Source organism: Roseovarius sp. CH_XMU1461 (assembly GCF_037027165.1).
Lineage (GTDB): Bacteria > Pseudomonadota > Alphaproteobacteria > Rhodobacterales > Rhodobacteraceae > Roseovarius > Roseovarius nubinhibens.
This window is the reverse complement of record NZ_JAYMDV010000002.1, coordinates 751,779-770,401: the sequence shown is the minus strand read 5'-3', so window position 1 is coordinate 770,401 and position 18,623 is coordinate 751,779. Positions and strand designations below refer to the sequence as shown.

At 63.9% G+C, this 18,623-nt stretch carries 15 protein-coding genes; 11 read left to right on the top strand and 4 right to left on the bottom strand.

All coding sequences use genetic code 11. From position 1 onward, the window contains the following. Window positions 1-325: 325 nt before the first annotated feature. The gene (locus tag WA237_RS09025) at window positions 326-1,222 is read right to left on the bottom strand and encodes a LysR family transcriptional regulator (protein ID WP_009814948.1); all 897 of its coding nucleotides are present in this window, start codon (window positions 1,220-1,222) and stop codon (window positions 326-328) included. Window positions 1,223-1,389: 167 nt separating this feature from the next. Here WA237_RS09025 and WA237_RS09020 point away from each other — a divergent pair, with 167 nt between their 5' ends. The 10 genes from WA237_RS09020 (at window position 1,390) to WA237_RS08975 (ending at window position 12,837) form a co-directional block, all read left to right on the top strand. After that, complete coding sequence (locus WA237_RS09020; protein WP_336097419.1) at window positions 1,390-4,809, top strand: indolepyruvate ferredoxin oxidoreductase family protein; 3,420 nt, start codon at window positions 1,390-1,392, stop codon at window positions 4,807-4,809. A gap of 76 nt (window positions 4,810-4,885) precedes the next feature. Then, window positions 4,886-5,749 (top strand): lysophospholipid acyltransferase family protein, encoded by an 864-nt coding sequence (locus tag WA237_RS09015; RefSeq protein WP_009814950.1) that lies wholly within the window; start codon window positions 4,886-4,888, stop codon window positions 5,747-5,749. Between the two features lie 39 nt (window positions 5,750-5,788). Then, window positions 5,789-6,601 (top strand): glutamate racemase, encoded by an 813-nt coding sequence (locus WA237_RS09010; protein ID WP_336097417.1) that lies wholly within the window; start codon window positions 5,789-5,791, stop codon window positions 6,599-6,601. A 101-nt stretch (window positions 6,602-6,702) separates the two neighbouring features. Next, a complete protein-coding gene (gene argC, locus WA237_RS09005; protein WP_336097416.1) occupies window positions 6,703-7,731 on the top strand; it encodes an N-acetyl-gamma-glutamyl-phosphate reductase in 1,029 nt (342 codons plus the stop codon). Window positions 7,732-7,766: 35 nt separating this feature from the next. Beyond that, the gene (gene ccmE, locus WA237_RS09000) at window positions 7,767-8,216 is read left to right on the top strand and encodes a cytochrome c maturation protein CcmE (RefSeq protein WP_336097415.1); all 450 of its coding nucleotides are present in this window, start codon (window positions 7,767-7,769) and stop codon (window positions 8,214-8,216) included. Window positions 8,217-8,275: 59 nt separating this feature from the next. Then, window positions 8,276-8,887 carry a holin-associated N-acetylmuramidase gene (locus tag WA237_RS08995; protein ID WP_336097414.1) on the top strand — a complete coding sequence of 204 codons (612 nt, stop codon included), beginning with the start codon at window positions 8,276-8,278 and terminating at the stop codon, window positions 8,885-8,887. Continuing rightward, window positions 8,878-9,480, top strand: coding sequence for a holin family protein (locus WA237_RS08990; RefSeq protein ID WP_336097412.1), 603 nt, complete (start codon window positions 8,878-8,880; stop codon window positions 9,478-9,480). Before WA237_RS08995 ends, WA237_RS08990 begins: the two co-directional genes overlap by 10 nt. Window positions 9,481-9,558: 78 nt before the next feature. Further along, window positions 9,559-11,532 (top strand): heme lyase CcmF/NrfE family subunit, encoded by a 1,974-nt coding sequence (locus WA237_RS08985; protein WP_336097411.1) that lies wholly within the window; start codon window positions 9,559-9,561, stop codon window positions 11,530-11,532. Beyond that, the gene (locus tag WA237_RS08980; protein WP_336097410.1) at window positions 11,529-11,984 is read left to right on the top strand and encodes a cytochrome c-type biogenesis protein; all 456 of its coding nucleotides are present in this window, start codon (window positions 11,529-11,531) and stop codon (window positions 11,982-11,984) included. Before WA237_RS08985 ends, WA237_RS08980 begins: the two co-directional genes overlap by 4 nt. 73 nt (window positions 11,985-12,057) lie before the next feature. Continuing rightward, on the top strand, window positions 12,058-12,837 hold the full coding sequence (locus tag WA237_RS08975; protein ID WP_336097409.1) for an enoyl-CoA hydratase-related protein: 780 nt from the start codon (window positions 12,058-12,060) through the stop codon (window positions 12,835-12,837). A gap of 101 nt (window positions 12,838-12,938) precedes the next feature. On the opposite strand, the gene gltA is transcribed toward WA237_RS08975, so the two are convergent. Both gltA and gltX read right to left on the bottom strand, forming a co-directional pair. Then, a complete protein-coding gene (gene gltA, locus WA237_RS08970; RefSeq protein ID WP_040618587.1) occupies window positions 12,939-14,234 on the bottom strand; it encodes a citrate synthase in 1,296 nt (431 codons plus the stop codon). 101 nt (window positions 14,235-14,335) lie between these two features. After that, on the bottom strand, window positions 14,336-15,742 hold the full coding sequence (gene gltX, locus WA237_RS08965) for a glutamate--tRNA ligase (protein WP_336097408.1): 1,407 nt from the start codon (window positions 15,740-15,742) through the stop codon (window positions 14,336-14,338). Between the two features lie 89 nt (window positions 15,743-15,831). Between gltX and WA237_RS08960 the strand changes: the two genes are divergently transcribed. Further along, window positions 15,832-17,889 (top strand): ComEC/Rec2 family competence protein, encoded by a 2,058-nt coding sequence (locus tag WA237_RS08960; protein ID WP_336097473.1) that lies wholly within the window; start codon window positions 15,832-15,834, stop codon window positions 17,887-17,889. On the opposite strand, the gene lexA is transcribed toward WA237_RS08960, so the two are convergent. Further along, entirely contained in the window at window positions 17,883-18,581 is a 699-nt protein-coding gene (lexA, locus tag WA237_RS08955; protein ID WP_009814962.1) for a transcriptional repressor LexA, read from the bottom strand. The two genes, WA237_RS08960 and lexA, sit on opposite strands and share 7 nt — an antisense overlap. Window positions 18,582-18,623 lie beyond the last annotated feature (42 nt).

Here is an 18,623-nt window from a genome sequence, read left to right as displayed (position 1 = left end):
TCAGTCGCCTAACGCATAACAATTCAGCAGCGCGCGATCGGGAGCCCCCCGGTCGCGCGTTTTGCGTTTTTGCTGTGTCGGGCGAAAAGGCTGAGCCAGAGGGGGAGGCCGCGCGATCCTGCAGAGGTCGGATAGCGCATAAAAAAAGGCCGAGCACTAAGCTCGGCCGAAGTCCAACAGGGAGGTATGATGATGACGGTGTAACCAACGTCATCGTCATGAGGAGCATCTAGTGATTGTTTTTTGACCATTCAAGAAAAATAATGTCGCAGGTGCAGCAAGGCTGTTATGCGTTGCGTGCATGTCTCACTGCAGTCGCAGCAAGTCATTGGTTTTTAATGTTTTTCCTGTAGGCAATAATTTCTTCCTGCACGAAATCCCGGAAGGCGGCAATCCTTTGGGAGTGCCGTAGCTCCTCTGGATAGGCGAGGAAAACAGGCACTTCGCTCGACTCAACCTCGGGAATGACGCGCACCAGCTCTGGGAAATCATTGGCGAGATAGTCGGGCAGCACGCCGAGACCGACATTGTGCAGCACGCCCTGCAGCACGCCGAAGTAATTGTTCACCGAAAGCTTGGACGGCACGCCTTCGGCCATGAGCTGAGCCACCAGCGTCGCCCCGGCGCCGACTTGGGCCGCCGAAGGGTTCTGACAGATGAGCCGGTGATCTTCGAGATCCGACATTTCCTTGGGCTCGCCAAACTTCTCGATATAGGCCTTGGTGGCATAGAGGCGCATATGCACGCTCATCAGCCGTTTGCGGATGAGGTCGGCCTGGCTCGGCTCTTTCATGCGGATGGCGACATCGGCCTCGCGCATCGGCAGGTCGAGCACGGATTCCTCGAGCATCAGGTCAATGTTGAGATCCGGGTAGCGTTCAAAGAGCTTGGGCAGGCGCGGCGCGAGCCAGAGCGTGCCAAAGCCCACGGTGGTCGTCACCCGCAGCTCGCCGAACACCTCTTCTTCGCTGTCGCGAATGCGGGCGGTGGCGGCGTCGAGACGTTTCATCATGGCGCGCGTCGCATCGAAGAGCAATTCGCCCTGTTCGGTGAGAATCAGCCCCCGCGCGTGACGGTGAAACAGGGTGGCATTGAGCGATTCCTCGAGCCCACGGATCTGGCGGGAGACCGCCGATTGCGACAAATGCAACAGATCGCCAGCATGGGTCAGGCTGCCCGCATCGGCCACCGCGTGAAATATCCTGAGCTTGTCCCAATCCATATTGGTAACTTTCGATCCGAGAAACGTGACTTAACGCAATAGCAAATAATTGCCGCGCTTGCACAGTCATACGTCGCGTATGTGACGATTATTTGCTTTGTAGGTCAAAAATTATGACCTATTATATCCCTATAATGACGCATTGCCGCGGCAGAGGGAGGCCAGCCATGAGCACGCATGATATTTCTCTTTCCGACAAGTTCGATCTTGGGAAGGATCGGGTTCTGTTGAACGGGACCCAGGCGCTGGTGCGGCTGATGCTGACCCAGTCGGCGCGGGACCGGCAGGCGGGGCTCAACACCGCCGGGTTTGTCACCGGCTATCGCGGCTCGCCGCTGGGCGCGGTGGATCTGCAGATGCGGCGCGCGGGCAAGGTGCTCGGCGAGGCCAATGTTCGGTTCGAGGAGGGGCTGAACGAGGATCTCGCGGCGACGATGCTCTGGGGTAGTCAGCAGGCCGAGCTTCGCGGTGAGGGCAAATATGACGGGGTTTTTGGTCTCTGGTATGGCAAGGGGCCGGGGGTCGATCGGTCGGGCGACGTGATGCGCCACGCCAATATGGCGGGCACCTCAAAGCATGGCGGCGTCCTCATGGCGATGGGCGACGACCACACCGGCGAGAGCAGCACCGTATTGCACCAGAGCGAATGGGCGCTGGTCGATGCCTATATGCCGGTGGTGAGCCCGGCGGGGGTGCAGGAGCTCATTGATTACGGCATCTATGGCTATGCGCTCAGCCGGTTTTCCGGGCTTTGGGTTGGTCTCAAGACCATGAAGGACACGGTCGAGGCGACTTCGGTCATTGATGGGCGCGTCGACCGGGTGCAGCTCAGCGAGCCGAAATTCGACATGCCCGAGGGCGGGCTCAACATCCGGCTTGGCGACACACCGCATGCGCAAGAGGCGCGGATCATCGATTACAAACGCTTTGCCGCGGAGGCGTTCAGCCGGGCCAACGGCATGGACCGTCGGATGATGGGCAAGCCGGGGGCGAAGATCGGTTTTGTCGCGGCGGGCAAGAACTGGCTCGATCTGGTGCATGCGTTCGACGTGCTCGGCATTGACGAGGCCGAGGCAGAGCGGCTCGGGCTGACCACCTATAAGGTGGGGCAGCCGTTCCCGCTCGATATGAAAGGGTTCCACGATTGGGCCGAGGGGCTCGAGCTCATCGTTGTGGTGGAAGAAAAGCGCAAGCTCATCGAGGTGCAGATCAAGGAGGCCATTTTCGACGACCGGCGCGGGCGGCGGGTCTATGGCTGGTACAAGGGCGGCGCGGGTGGCATGCATCGCGACGAGCTTTTCCCGACGCGCGGCGCGCTCGATCCGGTGATGATTGCCGAGAAGATCGGCGGCATTCTGATCGAAGAGGGGCGCGGCACCGATGGCATCAAGGCCGGGCTGGCGCAGATCGCCGAGGCGCGCAAGGCCGACAATGCGCAGGAGATCGCGGCGCGTCTGCCCTATTTCTGCTCGGGCTGTCCGCATAATTCCTCGACCAAGCTGCCCGATGGCAGCCGCGCCTATGCCGGGATCGGCTGTCACTATATGGTGCAGTGGATGGACCGCGAGACCACCGGCTTTACCCATATGGGCGGCGAAGGGGCGAACTGGATCGGCGAGGCGCCGTTTTCCACCCGCAAACATGTGTTCCAGAACCTCGGTGACGGCACCTATAACCATTCGGGCGTGCAGGCCATTCGTGCAGCCCTCGCGGCCAAGACCAACATCACCTACAAGATCCTCTACAATGACGCGGTGGCGATGACCGGTGGGCAGCCCAATGAGGGCGGGCTTACCGCGCCGCGCATTGCCCATGAGCTCAAGGCGATGGGGGTGAATGAGGTGGTCGTCGTCTATGACGAAAAGGAAGATGTGGACGCAGCGGCCTTTCCCAAGGGGATGGAGATGCATGAGCGCGCCGATCTCATGTCGGTGCAAGAGCGCCTGCAAGAGGTCGAGGGCGTCAGCGCCATCATCTATATCCAGACCTGTGCCGCCGAAAAGCGCCGTCGCCGCAAGCGGGGCAGTTTCCCCGATCCGGACAAGCGGGTGCTGATCAACACAGATATTTGCGAGGGCTGTGGCGATTGCGGGGTGCAGTCGAACTGTGTGAGCCTGGTGCCGGTCGAGACCGAGCTTGGCCGCAAGCGGGCGGTGGATCAGTCGAGCTGCAACAAGGATTACAGCTGTCTCAAGGGGTTCTGCCCCTCCTTCATGACCATTGAAGGCGCCAAGATCCGCAAGGATGCGGCGGCGGATTTCACCCTGCCGGATCTGCCGATGCCGGAGCTGCCCAAGATCGACGGCACCCATAACGTGGTGATCACCGGGGTTGGCGGCACGGGCGTGGTGACCATCGGCGCGGTGCTGGCCCAGGCGGCGCAGATCGATGGCAAGGGCGCGGGCATGATGGAAATGGCCGGTCTCGCCCAGAAGGGCGGCGCGGTGCATATCCATTGCCGTCTGGCCGAAGCGCCGGAGGATATCAGCGCCATTCGGGTGGCCACCGGCGAGGCGCATGCGCTTATCGGCGGTGATCTGGTGGTGAGTGCGGGGGCCAAGACGCTTGGCCTCACCAGCCGGAGGCGCACCGGGGCGGTGGTCAACAGCCATGAGATCATCACCGGTGATTTCACCCGCAACCCCGAGTTCGCGCTGCCCTTTGACCGGCTGAGCCTCGCGCTCGAGGCGCGGCTGGGCGAGGCGGTGCAGATGTTCGATGCGACCGAGCTGGCCAAGCATCTGATGGGCGACTCGATCTTTTCCAACATGATGATCTTTGGCGCGAGCTGGCAGCGCGGGCTGATCCCGCTGAGCCATGGCGCGATCGAGGCGGCGATCAAGCTCAACGGGGCGGCGGTCGAGCGCAATCTGCGGGCCTTTGAGATCGGGCGCTGGGCGGCGGTCCATCCGCAGGAGGCGGCGGCGATGCTCAGCCCGACGGTGGTCGAGCTGCCGAAGAGCCTTGAGGAGAAGATCGCCTATCGCGCCGCGCATCTGACCGCCTATCAGGGCAAGCGGCTGGCGAAACGCTATCGCGCGCTGGTCGATGGGATCGAGGATGAGGCGCTCCGCGAGGCGGTGGCGCAGGGCTATCACAAGCTTTTGTCCTATAAGGATGAATATGAGGTGGCGCGGCTCATGCTCGACAGTGAGGCGCGGGCGCGCGAAGCCTTTGACGGCGATCTCAAGCTGAGCTTTCATCTGGCGCCGCCGATCCTGTCGAAAGAGGGCAGCGACGGGCGGCCGCAAAAGCGCCGCTTTGGTCAGTGGATCCTCACCCCGATGAAGCTGCTGGCGCGGCTCAAGGCGCTGCGGGGCACGCCGCTCGATCCCTTTGGCTATACGGCCGAGCGGAAGATGGAGCGCGCGCTCATCACGCAATATGAGGCGGATATGGCCGAGGCGCTGCCGCGTCTCACTGCCGAGACCCGCGATCTCGTTGTCGCGCTGGCCGAGCTGCCGCTGCAGATCCGCGGCTTTGGCCCGGTGAAGGCCGCAAATGAGGCAAAAGCCGCCAAACGGCGCGAAACCCTCTTGGCGGCGATCCGGCAAGGCGGTAACCCGGTACAGGAGGCGGCCGAATAGGCAGGTGTCATATGGCCGTCATCGCAATGTTGCATTCTGTCGCCCGCTGAGAGCGGGGTGAGAAGGACAAGGACACATGCACCAGGACCGTCATATTGCGCGTGACATCAGCTATGCGCATTCGGCCCAGAGCCGCAGCGGACGCGCCGTGATCCGCACCATGGAAACGCTGTCGGGCCGGATCGGCCTCATCAAGCGCGCCCATGGCTATGAGCATGAGGTGGCGGCGGGCCGCGATTTCTGGGCGGTTATGGTGGAACGCTATGGGCTGAGCCTCGATGTGATCGCGGGCAGCCTTGCCAATATCCCGCGCGAGGGGCCGGTGATCCTTGTGGCGAACCACCCTTACGGCATTCTCGATGGGCTCATGCTCGGTCATGTGCTCAGCGAGACGCGGGGCGATTTCCGCATTCTGGCCAATTCGGTCTTTCGCAAGGCGCAGGATCTCGACCGGGTGGTTCTGCCGGTGAGTTTCGACGAGACCCGCGAAGGCGTGCAGATCAACCTCGAGACGCGGCGCAAATCGCTGGCCTATCTCGGCGAAGGCGGCGCGATCGGCATTTTCCCGGGCGGGGCGGTGGCCACCTCGGCCAAGCTCTTCTCGCAGCCGATGGACCCGGGCTGGCGTCTGTTCACCGCGCGGATGGTGGCGAAATCGCGGGCCACGGTGGTGCCGCTCTATTTCGACGGCCATTGCAGCCGGATGTTCCAGATTGCCACCCATCTGCATCAGACCCTGCGCATGGGCCTCCTGATCAAGGAATTCGGCAAGCGCGTCGACACGCCGGTGCGCATCGGCATTGGTGAGCCGCTCACCCGAGATGTGCTCGACCCGCTGTCGCGGGACGCGAAATCCCTGATGGAATTCCTCCGTCGTAAGACGTATGAGTTGAGCCCGAACCCGATCGACCCCAACAGCGTCGGGTACGAATGGACGTGATCTGAGGGAGGCGCGCCAGAAGGCGCGGCGGGCAGTGACATGGCGGTAGGTATCTTTGACAGCGGTCTTGGCGGGCTGACGGTTCTGAGCGCAATCGAGAAACGGTTGCCCGATCTGCCGCTGGTCTATTTCGGCGACAACGCCCATGCGCCCTATGGGGTGCGCGATGCCGATGACATTCACAATCTGACCCGGCAGCATGTGGAATATCTCTGGGCCAATGGCTGTGATCTGGTGATCCTCGCCTGCAACACCGCCAGCGCCGCCGCGCTGCGCCGGATGCAGGAGGCGGGCGTGCCGCAGGGCAAGCGGGTGCTTGGCGTCTTCGTGCCGCTCATCGAGGCGCTGACCGAACGCAACTGGGGCGACAACTCGCCGCCGCGCGAAGTGGCGGTGAAACATGTGGCGCTCTTTGCGACACCGGCCACCGTGTCGAGCCGGGCGTTTCAACGCGAGCTGGCGTTTCGGGCGATTGGCGTCGATGTCGAGGCGCAAAGCTGTGGCGGGGTTGTCGATGCCATCGAGGATGGCGATATGATCCTCGCCGAGGCGCTGGTGCGCAGCCATGTGGACGCCCTCAAACGCAAGATGCCCAATCCGCAGGCGGCGATCCTCGGCTGCACGCATTACCCGCTCATGGAGGCGCAGTTTCAGGCGGCTCTGGGCGAGGAGGTGGCGGTCTATTCGCAGCCGTCGCTGGTGGCCGAGAGCCTCGCGGATTATCTCGGGCGGCGTCCCGATATGCGCGGCGCGGGCAAGGCCACGCGTTTTGTCACCACCGGGGATCCGGGCCGCGTGTCCGACCGGGCCACGCAGTTTTTGCGACGAGACATTCGGTTCGAGCCCGCCTGAGCGGGGGGCGGGGCCCACAGGCCCTGCAACCAAGCGCCGCATTGAAGCGGCGCGCGCAATCCAATACATCCATGTCACATTGAGACGAGGGAGGCCGTCAGATGGCCCATAAAATCGCAATTCTCGGCGCATCCGGCTATACCGGGGCCGAGCTCATCCGCCTGATCGCCACCCATCCCAATATGGAGATCGTGGCGCTCGGCGCGAATTCCAAGGCGGGGCAGAGCATGGCCTCGGTCTTTCCGCATCTGCGCCATCTGGCGCTGCCTGATCTGGTGACCATCGAAGAGATCGATTTCGCGGGCGTCGACCTGTGTTTCTGTGCGCTGCCCCATGCCACCTCGCAGGAGGTGATCCGCGATCTGCCGAAGCATCTCAAGATCGTCGATCTGAGCGCCGATTTCCGGCTGCGCGATCCGGCGGAATACAAGAAATGGTATGGCAATGATCATGCCGCGCTCGACTGTCAGAAAGAGGCGGTCTATGGGCTCACCGAGTTCTACCGCGACGAGATTACCAGCGCGCGGCTGGTGGCCGGGACCGGCTGTAACGCGGCGACGGGGCAATATATCCTGCGGCCTCTGATCAGCGCCGGGGTGATTGATCTCGACGATATTATCCTCGACCTGAAATGCGCGGTGTCGGGGGCAGGGCGGTCGCTTAAGGAAAATCTTCTCCATGCCGAGCTCAGCGAGGGGTATAATGCCTATGCGGTGGGCGGCACCCATCGTCACCTCGGTGAGTTCGATCAGGAGTTTTCGGCGCTGGCCGGGCGTCCGGTGCGGGTGCAGTTCACGCCGCATCTGATCCCCGCCAATCGCGGCATCCTCGCCACCAGCTATGTCAAAGGCGCGGCGCAGGCGGTGCATGAGACCCTGCAAAAGACCTATGCCGGCGAGCCGTTCATTCAGGTTCTGCCCTTTGGTGAGACGCCGTCGACGCATCATGTGCGCGGCTCGAATTTTTGCCATATCGGGGTGACCGGGGACCGGATCGAAGGGCGGGCCATCGTGGTGGCGGCGCTCGACAACCTGACCAAGGGATCGAGCGGCCAGGCCTTGCAGAACGCCAACCTGATGCTGGGCGAGGCGGAGACCGAAGGGCTTATGTCCGTGCCGGTGTTTCCGTAAGTTCATGTGGTGAATGAGGAGCGCGGTGTAGAGATATGAAAACCCTCAAGAAGAAGCGTCGCGTACAGATCGTGATCGTGGCCGTGGTGGCGCTTGCTGTGGCCTCGTCGCTCATCGGTTATGCGCTCAAGGATGGGATCAATTTCTTTCGCTCGCCGAGCGAGGTGGTCGCCGCGCCGCCCGCGCCGCATGAGGTGTTTCGCCTCGGTGGGCTGGTGGAAGAGGACAGTCTCGAACGCGGACAGGGGTCTGTGATCCGGTTTCGCGTGACCGATGGCGGGGCCTCGGTGCCGGTCGTCTACGAAGGCGTTCTGCCCGATCTCTTCGAGGAAGGTCAGGGCATGGTCGGCACCGGCAGTTTCGACGGGCAGGTGTTCCGCGCCAGTGAAATCCTCGCCAAGCATGACGAGAGCTATATGCCCAAGGAAGTGGTGGACGCGCTCAAGGAACAGGGCGTCTATCAGGACCCTGCGAACGGTGGCTGAGCGCGATCTTAACCTCTGAGCCATGAGGATGGGGCGTCACCTGAACAGGAGTGCGCCCCATGCAAGATGTCGCCAGTCTGGCCCGCGAAATCATCGCCCGGGAGGGCGGCTTTGTCAACGACCCGGATGATCCCGGGGGCGCCACGAACCATGGGGTGACCATCGGCACGCTGCGAAGGCTCGGGATTGACCTGACGGGCGATGGCGCGGTGGATGTGGCGGATGTGCGGGCGCTGAGCCAGGCCGACGCCGAAGCGATTTTCCTGCGTGACTATTTCGAGCGACCGGGGATTGACCGGCTGCCCGAACCGCTGCGCCCGAGTGTGTTCGACATGTATGTGAACGCGGGCGCGAATGCGGTGAAGATCCTGCAGCGGCTCTTGCGGCAGATGGGGCATGATGTGGTGGTGGACGGGGTCATCGGCCCGCAGACCGAAGCGGCGGCGCAGGCGGCTGCGGGCGCCGCGCCGCGCCATCTGGTCGATGCCTATGGGATCGCGCGGCGGAATTATTACTTTCGCCTGGGCGATCTGCGCCCGGCGAGCCGCAAATACGCCCGCACGCGGCGAGGCGGTAAGGGCGGCTGGATCAGGCGGGCGGAAGAGTTCATCTCGCCGCGCTATCACCTGAGCCCGTCAGAATTTCAGGAAAGGGTGGCAAAATGGGGCTGATGGCAGAGATCCTCCGGCTGATTTTCGGCAATGGCCGCAATGTCATCGCCGAGACCGCAGAGGTGTTTCGCGAGAACGCCGAGGCCGGGTCGTTGCGCGAGGCGAGCCTACGGGCCGCCGCGCTTGAGCAATTTGGCGCCGAGTTTGCCCACCCGGAGCGCAGCCGGTTTGATCGGGTGATGGATGGGCTCAACCGGGTGCCGCGCCCCGCCATGGCGCTCGGGACGCTGGGGCTGTTTATCGCGGCGATGGTGGATCCGCTGTGGTTTGCGGCGCGGATGCAGGGGATCGCCCTCGTGCCAGAGCCTCTGTGGTGGCTCTTGGGGGTGATCGTGTCCTTTTACTTCGGGGCGCGTCACCAGCAAAAAACACAAGAGTTTCAACGTGCCCTCAGCGCCACCATGGCCCGCGCGCCGGGCGTGGTGCAGCGGATCGAATACCTGCAGTCCGGGCGCGCCGAGAAGCCGGGGCAGGCGGCGGCGGCGCATGATGCAGAAGTGGCGCTCGAAGCGGTGCGACCCGAGGATAACCCGGCGCTTGAGGCGTGGCGGCGCGCGGCGCATCACGGGCCGCGGCAGGGGCGCGAGCGGTGATACACCCTGCGACAAAGTGATCGGCGTGGCGCTGCGAATCCCGTGGCCCCGCCGTTTCACGCGGCATATACTGCGCGCATGATTACAGAATTCGGCCACTTCGCCCTGATCCTCGCCTTTTGCATTGCCCTTGTTCAGGCCATCGTGCCGCTTGTCGGCGCGGCCAAGCGCTGGCCCGGCTGGATGGCGGTGGCAATCCCGGCGGCGCAGGCGCAATTCCTGCTGATCACGCTGTCCTTTGCGGCGCTCACCTATGCCTTTGTGGTGTCGGATTTCTCGCTGCGTCTCGTGGTGCTCAACAGCCATACGGACAAGCCGCTCATCTACAAGATCAGCGGCGTTTGGGGCAATCACGAAGGCTCGATGCTGCTTTGGGTGCTGATCGTGGCGCTTTTCGGCGCGACGGTGGCGTGGTTTGGCACGGCCTTGCCGCCGAGCCTGCGGGCGCGGGTGCTGGCGGTGCAGGCGATGATCGGCGCGGCCTTCATGGCGTTCCTTCTTTGGACGTCGAACCCGTTCCTGCGGCTCGCCGTGCCGCCGATGAATGGCGAAGACCTCAACCCGCTGTTGCAGGACCCGGGCCTCGCGTTCCATCCGCCGTTTCTCTACCTCGGCTATGTCGGCCTTTCGATGACCTTCTCCTTCGCGCTGGCGGCGCTGATCGAGGGCCGGGTCGATGCGGCCTGGGGCCGGTGGGTGCGGCCCTATACGCTGGCGGCCTGGGTGTTCCTGACCATCGGTATCGCGCTTGGGTCCTGGTGGGCCTATTACGAGCTCGGCTGGGGCGGGTTCTGGTTCTGGGACCCGGTGGAAAACGCGAGCTTTATGCCGTGGCTTCTGTCGGTGGCCTTGCTGCATTCGGCCATCGTGGTGGAGAAACGCGAGAGCCTGAAAAGCTGGACCATCCTTCTGGCGATCCTTGGCTTTGGCTTCTCGCTCATCGGGACGTTCATCACGCGGTCCGGCCTGCTCACCTCGGTGCATGCCTTTGCCAATGACCCAGAGCGCGGGATGGTTCTATTGCTCATCCTGGCGGTGTTCATGATGGCGGGGCTCATTCTCTTTGTGGTGCGGGCGGGGACGATGCAGGCGCGGGGCGTCTTTGGTCTTGCGTCGCGGGAAACCATGCTGGTGATCAACAATGTGCTCTTGGCGGTGGCGGCCTTTATCGTCTTTGTCGGCACGCTCTGGCCCCTGGTGGCCGAGATGTTTTTCGACCGCAAACTCACCGTTGGGGCGCCGTTTTTCGATACGGCCTTTACGCCCTTCATGGTGGTGCTCGGGATCATCCTGCCGGTGGGCGCGATGCTGCCGTGGAAGCGCGGCAAGATCGGCAGCGTGATGCGCAGCCTGATGCCCGCGTTTCTTTTGGCGCTGGCGGTGGCAGCGCTCATCTATGCGATGCAAAGCGGCAAGAGCGCGCTGGCGCCGGTGGGGATGTTCCTTGGCACCTGGCTCGTGGCCGGAGCCTTGGTCGATCTCTGGGGGCGCACCGGGCGGCAGGGCTGGCAGCAGCGGCTGGGCCGGATGCGCCGACTGCCACGGGCCGATTGGGGCAAGGCGGTGGCCCATGCCGGCATGGGCGTGACCATGGCCGGGATTGCCGGTCTGATGGCCTGGGAATCCGAGGATATTCGCGTGGCGCAGGTGGGCGACCGGTTCGAGGTGTCGGGCTATACGATCTGGCTGCGCGGGGTGAATGAGGTGCCGGGGCCGAATTACCGTGCGACACGGGCCGAAGTTGCGCTGTCGCGCGGCAACGAGAGCATCGGCACGGTATACCCGGAAAAACGCATCTATCCGGTGGCAGGGATGCCGACCACGGAGGCCGGGATCGACAACGGGTTCCTGCGCGATCTCTATGTGGTGATCGGCGACAAGCAGGAGGGCGGCGGCTGGGCCGTGCGCACCTATGTCAAACCGCTGGCGAACTGGATCTGGGGCGGGGCCATCCTGATGGCGCTCGGCGGGTTCCTGTCGCTGAGCGACCGGCGGCATCGGGTGGCCGCGGGGGCACGCAAGAGCGTGGCAGGCGGGGTGCCTGCGGAATGAAGCGGCTCGTGTTGATCCTGATGCTGATGGCGGCGCCGCTCTGGGCGGTGGAGCCGGATGAGGTGCTCGATGATCCGGCGCTCGAGACGCGGGCGCGGGAGATTTCCTCTGGGCTGCGCTGTCTCGTCTGTCGCAACGAGAGCATCGACGAGAGCAACGCGAGCCTCGCGCGCGATCTGCGCCTTTTGGTGCGCGAGCGGCTGGTCGCCGGGGATAGCGACGGGGAGGTGGTCGATTTCATCGTCGATCGCTATGGCGAATATGTGCTGCTCGAGCCGCGCAAGGATGGGGCGAACCTGCTCTTGTGGTGGGCCGGGCCGGGGATGTTGATCCTCGCGGCGCTGGTTGCGGCGCTCTATGTGCGCGGCCAGCGGGTGCAGCCCGGATCGGAGCCAGAGGCACTCAGCGCAGATGAGGCGCGGCGTCTCGACGAGGTCATGAAGGACGAGTGACGCGCGGTCCGGCTTTTCCAACGGGGCGGGGCAGGGTAGAGCTGGTCAAGCTTTGAGGGAGAGAGGGCCGCAGATGCGCGACTATAAGACCATCACCTATACCGTAACCGATGATGTGGCGGTGATCGCCCTGAACCGGCCCGACCGGATGAACGCGCTCAACTCCGCGATGCGGATCGAGATCACCGACGCCATGAGCCATGCCGGTCGTGAGGCGCGGGTGGTGGTGCTCACCGGCAATGGCAAGGCGTTTTGCTCAGGCCAGGATCTGAGCGATGGCGGCAACGCGGCCAATCTCGATCTCGAACGGGTGTTGCGCGAGGAATATGTGCCGATGCTGCATGCCATCGGCACGTGCCCGGTGCCGACGATCAGCGCGGTCAACGGGCCGGCGGCGGGGGCCGGGGCCAATCTGGCGCTGGCGGCGGATGTGGTCATTGCCTCGGAGAAAGCCTATTTCCTGCAAGCCTTTACCCGGATCGGTCTGATCCCCGATGCGGGCGGCACCTATTGGCTGCCGCGTCAGATGGGGGCGGCCAAGGCGATGGGCGCGGCGCTTTTTGCCGAGCCGATCAGCGCCGAACAGGCGAGCGCCTGGGGGATGATCTGGGAAGCGGTGCCGGAGGAGGCGTTTGCGGATCACTGGGCCGCCCGGGCCGCCAGTCTCGCCAAGGGGCCGACCGAGGCCTATCGCCATCTGAAAACCGCCATTCGCGGCGCCTGGGATCATGATCTCGAAGGTCAGCTCGAGCTTGAGGCGCGGCTTCAGGGGGAATGCGGCAAGACGCGTGATTTCAAGGAAGGCGTGATGGCCTTTCTCGAAAAGCGTCCGGCGGAATACGAGGGACGCTAGGAGTTTCGCCTTCGGCGAGGATATTTGACGCCAGAAGAAGCGGGTTTGTGGCCAAAAGAAAACCGCCCCGGAGGTGTCTCCGGGGCGGTTTTTTAGTTCGTTCAGCGGTTTTCCATGTCCACGTAATCGCGGAAGGTCTCGCCCTGATAGAGCTGACGCGGGCGGCCGATCTTGAGCTGTGGATCGGCGATCATTTCCTTCCACTGCGAAATCCAGCCGACGGTGCGCGACAGCGCGAAGATCGGGGTGAACATCGAGGTCGGGAAGCCCATCGCCTCGAGAATGATGCCCGAATAGAAATCGACGTTCGGGAAGAGCTTCTTTTCGGCGAAATAGGGATCGGCCAGCGCCTGTTTCTCGAGTTCCTTGGCAACCTGAAGCGTCGGGTTGTCCTCGACGCCGAGCAGGTCGAGCACCTCGTCGGCGCTTTGCTTCATCACTTTGGCGCGGGGGTCAAAGTTTTTGTAGACGCGGTGGCCAAAGCCCATCAGGCGGAACGGGTCGTCCTTGTCCTTGGCGCGGGCGATGAATTCGGGGATTCGGTCGACGCTGCCGATCTCGCGCAGCATTTCGAGGCAGGCCTGGTTGGCGCCGCCGTGGGCCGGGCCCCAGAGGCAGGCGATGCCCGCCGCGATACAGGCGAAGGGGTTGGCACCCGAAGACGAGGCCAGACGCACGGTCGAGGTCGAGGCGTTTTGTTCGTGATCGGCATGCAAGGTGAAGATCCGGTCCATCGCGCGGCTCAGGATCGGGTTGACCTCGTAATCCTCGGCCGGCACCGCAAAGCACATGCGCAGGAAGTTCGAGGCGTAATCGACGTCGTTGCGCGGGTACACGAAGGGCTGGCCGATGGTGTATTTATAGGCCATGGCGGCGATGGTCGGCATCTTGGCGATCATCCGGATCGACGCCACTTCGCGCTGCCACGGATCGTTGATGTCGGTGCTGTCATGGTAGAAGGCCGACAGCGCCCCGACCACGCCCACCATGATCGCCATCGGATGCGCATCCCGGCGGAAGCCGCGGAAGAGGAAGTGCATCTGTTCGTGCAGCATCGTGTGATTGGTCACGCGGCTCTCGAAATCTTCGAGCTGGGCCGTCGAGGGCAGTTCGCCGTAGAGCAGCAGGTAGCAGACCTCGAGATAATGCGATTTCTCGGCCAGCTGATCGATCGGATAGCCGCGGTGCAACAGCTCGCCCTTGCCGCCATCGATATAGGTGATGGTGCTGTCGCAGCTCGCCGTCGAGGTAAAGCCCGGGTCATAGGTGAACACACCCGCCTGACCATAGAGCTTGCGGATGTCGATGACATCGGGGCCGGCAGTGGGCGTAAAGACCGGCAACTCATAGGTTTTGCCGTCGATTTCAAGCTTCGCGGTCTTTCCAGGTTCTGCCATCTTCATTCCTCCAGTTGTCTCGGGGCGCGCCCGGTCTCTCCGGGGCGCATGCTGCGCGGCGGGAGCGTTTCCCGCAAGAGATTCGGCGTGTCTACGCGTAACTACGCATCGCCAGACGCATCAGACAGCCGAGCGAGGGTTTCCTCTCGCCCCAGAACCAGCATCATATCGAAAACGCTGGGCGTCGCGGTGCGACCTGCCAAGGCAGCCCGAAGCGGGCCCGCCAGCTTGCCAAATTTCATGTCTTTGCTTTCAGCGAACGCTTGGGCCAAAGCCTCGATCGCCTCGCGAGACCACGTAGCATTTTGCAACTGCGGCGTCAATTCGCTTAGTATACCACGGGATACAGTATCGAGCTGAGCGGCGGCTTTTTCCTCGATGTCGATGGGGCGTTCGGCCAGCGCAAAATGCGCTTTTTCAAGGAGTTCTGGGTAGGTTTTGGCCCGTTCCTTGAGCTGCGGCATGGCCGCCTGTAGCCGGCTCAATTTTACGTCACTCAACGTGACCTTGTCTTGCGCCACCGCAAATGCCGTGACGTCATGCAGCAGTGCAGCATCGTCGGTGATGGCGATATGCTGGCCGCAGATGTTTTCGAGCTTTTTAAAGTCGAACCGGGCCGGCGATTTGCCGATTCCCTTGAGGTCGAACCACTCTTGCGCCTGGGCGTCGGTGAAAAACTCGTCGTCACCATGGCTCCAGCCGAGGCGCGCCAGATAGTTGCGCATGCCCGCAGCCGGGTAGCCCATATCGCGATATTCCTCGACGCCCAGCGCGCCGTGGCGTTTCGAGAGTTTCTTGCCATCGGGCCCGTGGATAAGCGGGATATGGGCATAGGTGGGCAGCGGCCATCCCATCGCCTCATAGATCATCATTTGCCGCGCGGCATTGTTGAGATGGTCGTCGCCCCGGATCACATGGGTCACGCCCATGTCGTGATCATCGACGGCGACCGCCAGCATATAGACCGGCGTCCCGTCCGAGCGCAGCAGCACCATATCGTCGAGCTGATCGTTGCGGATGGTGACATCGCCCTGCACCTCGTCACGGATGGTGGTCGCGCCGTCGCGCGGGGCCTTGATGCGCACCACATAGGGCGCGTCCGGGTGGCTCGCGGGATCGGCATCGCGCCACGGGCTTTGATAAAGCGTCGATCGGCCTTCGGCGCGGGCTTCGTCACGGAAGGCCTGAATTTCGTCCTGGCTGGCAAAGCATTTATAGGCCTTGCCCTCGGCCAGAAGCTGATGCGCGACCTCGGCGTGACGCGGGGCGCGGTCGAACTGGCTGATCACCTCGCCATCATGATCGAGCCCGAGCCAGGCCATGCCGTCGAGAATGGCCTGGGTTGCCTCGGGGGTCGAACGGGCGCGGTCGGTGTCTTCGATGCGCAACAGGAACTTGCCGCCGCGACCGCGCGCATAGAGCCAGTTGAAGAGCGCGGTGCGCGCCCCGCCGATGTGGAGATAGCCGGTGGGAGAGGGCGCGAAACGGGTGACTACGGCGTCGGTCATGAGAGCCTTTAACCTTTCGGTAACGATGTGGGGCATAGGTTTGGCGTCTGTCTATCGGGCCGCTGGCAAGGAGACAAGCATTGGCCGCTATGGAAGAGACGGGCGCGCGGGCGTTCTGGGCAGGGCCCCGGGACGCGATCGGCGCGGTGCTTTTGGCGCAGCGCGGGCATCTCTTTGCCTGGGTGCCGGTGATGATCGGGATCGGGATCGGGATTTTCTTTGGCCTGCGTCAAGAGCCGCAGCCCGGCGTGCTCTGGGCGGCGGGGGCGGCCGCCGCGATGCTGCTTCTCGGGGTGAGGCTCTTGCCCGAGGCGCTGCGCCCCCTGGTGGTGGCGGCCGGTTTGATCCTCGGCGGTCTGGCGCTGGCGGGTCTGCGGGCACATCTGGTGGCAGGGCCGGTGCTTGGCTTTCGCTATTACGGGCCGGTGGAGGGGCGGGTCGTGGCGATGGATCGGTCCGGGTCCGACGCGATGCGGCTGACCCTTGATCAAGTGGTCCTTTATAATATGAGCCCGGAGCGGACGCCGAACCGGGTGCGCATCGCACTGCATGGCGGGGCGGGGGGGACGGCGCGGCCCGGGCAGATCGTGATGACCACCGCCCATCTGTCGCCGCCCGGCGGGCCGGTGGAGCCGGGCGGGTTCGATTTTCAGCGCCATGCCTGGTTCCTGCGTCTGGGAGCGGTGGGTTATACCCGGGTGCCCGTGCTGCGGGCGACAGATGAGGCGGCAGGGTTCTCCTGGGCAGGGCTTCGGCTGGCCATGTCGGAACGGGTGCAAGCGGCCCTGCCGGGCGAGCCGGGGGGCTTTGCGGCGGCGATCATCACCGGTGACAGATCGGCGATGACGCAAGAGACGTTGCAGGCGCTCAGGGTGTCCAACCTCGCGCATCTCTTGGCGATCTCGGGGCTGCATATGGGGTTGCTGGCGGGGTTTGTCTTTGCCTCGTTGCGGTTGATCATGGCCTGTGTACCGCCGCTCGCGCTGCGCTGGCCCATCCGGAAATTCGCAGCCGCTGGCGCGCTGGCGGCGGCGGCGGTCTATCTGGGGCTTTCAGGTGGCAATGTGGCGACCGAGCGGGCCTTTGTCATGGTGGCGGTGATGCTGGTTGCGGTGATGCTCGACCGGCGCGCGATCAGCCTGCGGGCCGTGGCGCTGGCGGCGATCATCGTGCTGGCGCTGCGGCCTGAGGCGATGCTCGGTCCGGGGTTTCAGATGTCCTTTGCCGCGACGACGGCGCTGGTGGCGGTGTTTGGCAGGGTTTCGAGCTATGAGCGCGGATGGGTCCCCGGCTGGCTACGGCCTGTGACGACGGTGGTGATCTCGTCGCTGGTCGCGGGGCTCGCCACCGCGCCCTTTGCGGCGGCGCATTTCAATCAGATCGCGCATTACGGGCTCTTGGCCAATCTCGTCTCGGTGCCGCTCATGGGGGTCTGGGTGATGCCTGCGGCGGTGCTGAGCGTGAGCCTGATGCCATTGGGTGGCGAGGCACTGGGGCTCTGGATCATGGGGCTTGGCCTGCGCTGGATCCTTGGCGTGGCGCATTGGGTCGCGGAGCTCGAGGGCGCGCGCGGGGTGGTGACCGCGCCGGGGCCATGGGTGATCCCCTGTCTGGCACTGGGCGCGCTTTTCGTGATCCTCTGGCAGGGGAAGCTGCGGTTCTTCGGACTGTTGCCGGTGGTCGCGGGATTCTGGATCTGGTCCGGGGCCGAGCGGCCAAAGGTGCTCATCTCGGAGGACGGGCGGCTGGTCGGCGTGATGACCGAGGCAGGCCGTGCGCTCAGCCGCGAGCGGGGGGCGGGGTTTGTCGCGATGAACTGGCTCGAAAACGATGGCGATGCGGGGGATCAGGCGGCGGCCGCGGCCCGCTGGGAGGCGGGCTCCGCGGAGATCGCGCGTTGGGACCTGCGGGTATTGCGCGGGGCGCAGGAGGTCAGGGGGTTTGATGGATGCACCGCGTCGCAGAGGTTGGTGACGCCCAAGGACCCTGACCAGAACGCCCTGCCATGTCAGGTGTTTTCACCCAGATCCCTGCGGCAGAGCGGCGCGGTGGCGCTCTATCTTCGCAAGGGGGAGGTCAAAACGATTACCGCGCGCCAGGTCTCAGGCACGCGGCTTTGGAACAGTCGTGAAATCCGGCGTCAGTAGCTGCGGATCAGCCCGACGAGACGACCCTGCACCTTGACCTTGTCATCGGGCAGGACGCGGGTTTCATAGGCTGGGTTCGCCGCCTCGAGCGCGATGGCACCGCCGCGACGGAAGAACCGTTTGAGCGTGGCCTCCTGATCCTCGACCAGCGCCACGACGATATCGCCATTGTCGGCGGTCGATGTCTCGCGGATCACCACGATATCGCCGTCATTGATGCCAGCCTCGATCATCGAGTCGCCCTTGACCTCGAGCGCGTAGTGATTGCCCTGACCGCTGACCATCGCGCCGGGGACGGCCACGTTATGCGAGACATGGTTGATCGCTTCGATCGGCACACCGGCGGCGATGCGGCCCATGACCGGCAGTTCCAGCGCGTGCACCTCGACCGGGCGGGCATTGGCGGGCTGACCCGCCTCGGGACGGTCGCCTTCGATGACACGCGGGGTAAAGCCGTGGGCCGGGGCACCGCCGAGGCTCTCGGGGAGTTTCACGATCTCGAGCGCCCGGGCACGATGGGCGAGACGGCGGATAAAGCCGCGTTCTTCGAGCGCGGTGATCAGCCGGTGAATGCCCGACTTGGACCGCAGGTCCAGCGCCTCTTTCATTTCGTCAAAGCTCGGCGGGACGCCGTCGCGTTGAATGCGCTTGTTGATATAGTCGAGCAGATCGAGCTGTTTTTTCGTCAGCATTTGCCCCTCCATCGGACCATGAGTTAACTTTTGTTCTACGCA

Excerpts from the sequence above, each read along its gene's own strand:
- WA237_RS09015 (WP_009814950.1), top strand. The coding sequence starts at position 4,886 with ATGCACCAGGACCGTCATATTGCGCGTGACATCAGCTATGCGCATTCG.
- lexA (WP_009814962.1), bottom strand. The coding sequence starts at position 18,581 with ATGCTGACGAAAAAACAGCTCGATCTGCTCGACTATATCAACAAGCGC.
- argC (WP_336097416.1), top strand. The coding sequence starts at position 6,703 with ATGGCCCATAAAATCGCAATTCTCGGCGCATCCGGCTATACCGGGGCC.
- WA237_RS08985 (WP_336097411.1), top strand. The coding sequence starts at position 9,559 with ATGATTACAGAATTCGGCCACTTCGCCCTGATCCTCGCCTTTTGCATT.
- ccmE (WP_336097415.1), top strand. The coding sequence starts at position 7,767 with ATGAAAACCCTCAAGAAGAAGCGTCGCGTACAGATCGTGATCGTGGCC.
- WA237_RS08975 (WP_336097409.1), top strand. The coding sequence starts at position 12,058 with ATGCGCGACTATAAGACCATCACCTATACCGTAACCGATGATGTGGCG.
- WA237_RS08995 (WP_336097414.1), top strand. The coding sequence starts at position 8,276 with ATGCAAGATGTCGCCAGTCTGGCCCGCGAAATCATCGCCCGGGAGGGC.
- WA237_RS09010 (WP_336097417.1), top strand. The coding sequence starts at position 5,789 with ATGGCGGTAGGTATCTTTGACAGCGGTCTTGGCGGGCTGACGGTTCTG.
- gltX (WP_336097408.1), bottom strand. The coding sequence starts at position 15,742 with ATGACCGACGCCGTAGTCACCCGTTTCGCGCCCTCTCCCACCGGCTAT.
- WA237_RS08990 (WP_336097412.1), top strand. The coding sequence starts at position 8,878 with ATGGGGCTGATGGCAGAGATCCTCCGGCTGATTTTCGGCAATGGCCGC.
- WA237_RS08960 (WP_336097473.1), top strand. The coding sequence starts at position 15,832 with ATGGAAGAGACGGGCGCGCGGGCGTTCTGGGCAGGGCCCCGGGACGCG.
- WA237_RS09025 (WP_009814948.1), bottom strand. The coding sequence starts at position 1,222 with ATGGATTGGGACAAGCTCAGGATATTTCACGCGGTGGCCGATGCGGGC.
- WA237_RS08980 (WP_336097410.1), top strand. The coding sequence starts at position 11,529 with ATGAAGCGGCTCGTGTTGATCCTGATGCTGATGGCGGCGCCGCTCTGG.
- WA237_RS09020 (WP_336097419.1), top strand. The coding sequence starts at position 1,390 with ATGAGCACGCATGATATTTCTCTTTCCGACAAGTTCGATCTTGGGAAG.
- gltA (WP_040618587.1), bottom strand. The coding sequence starts at position 14,234 with ATGGCAGAACCTGGAAAGACCGCGAAGCTTGAAATCGACGGCAAAACC.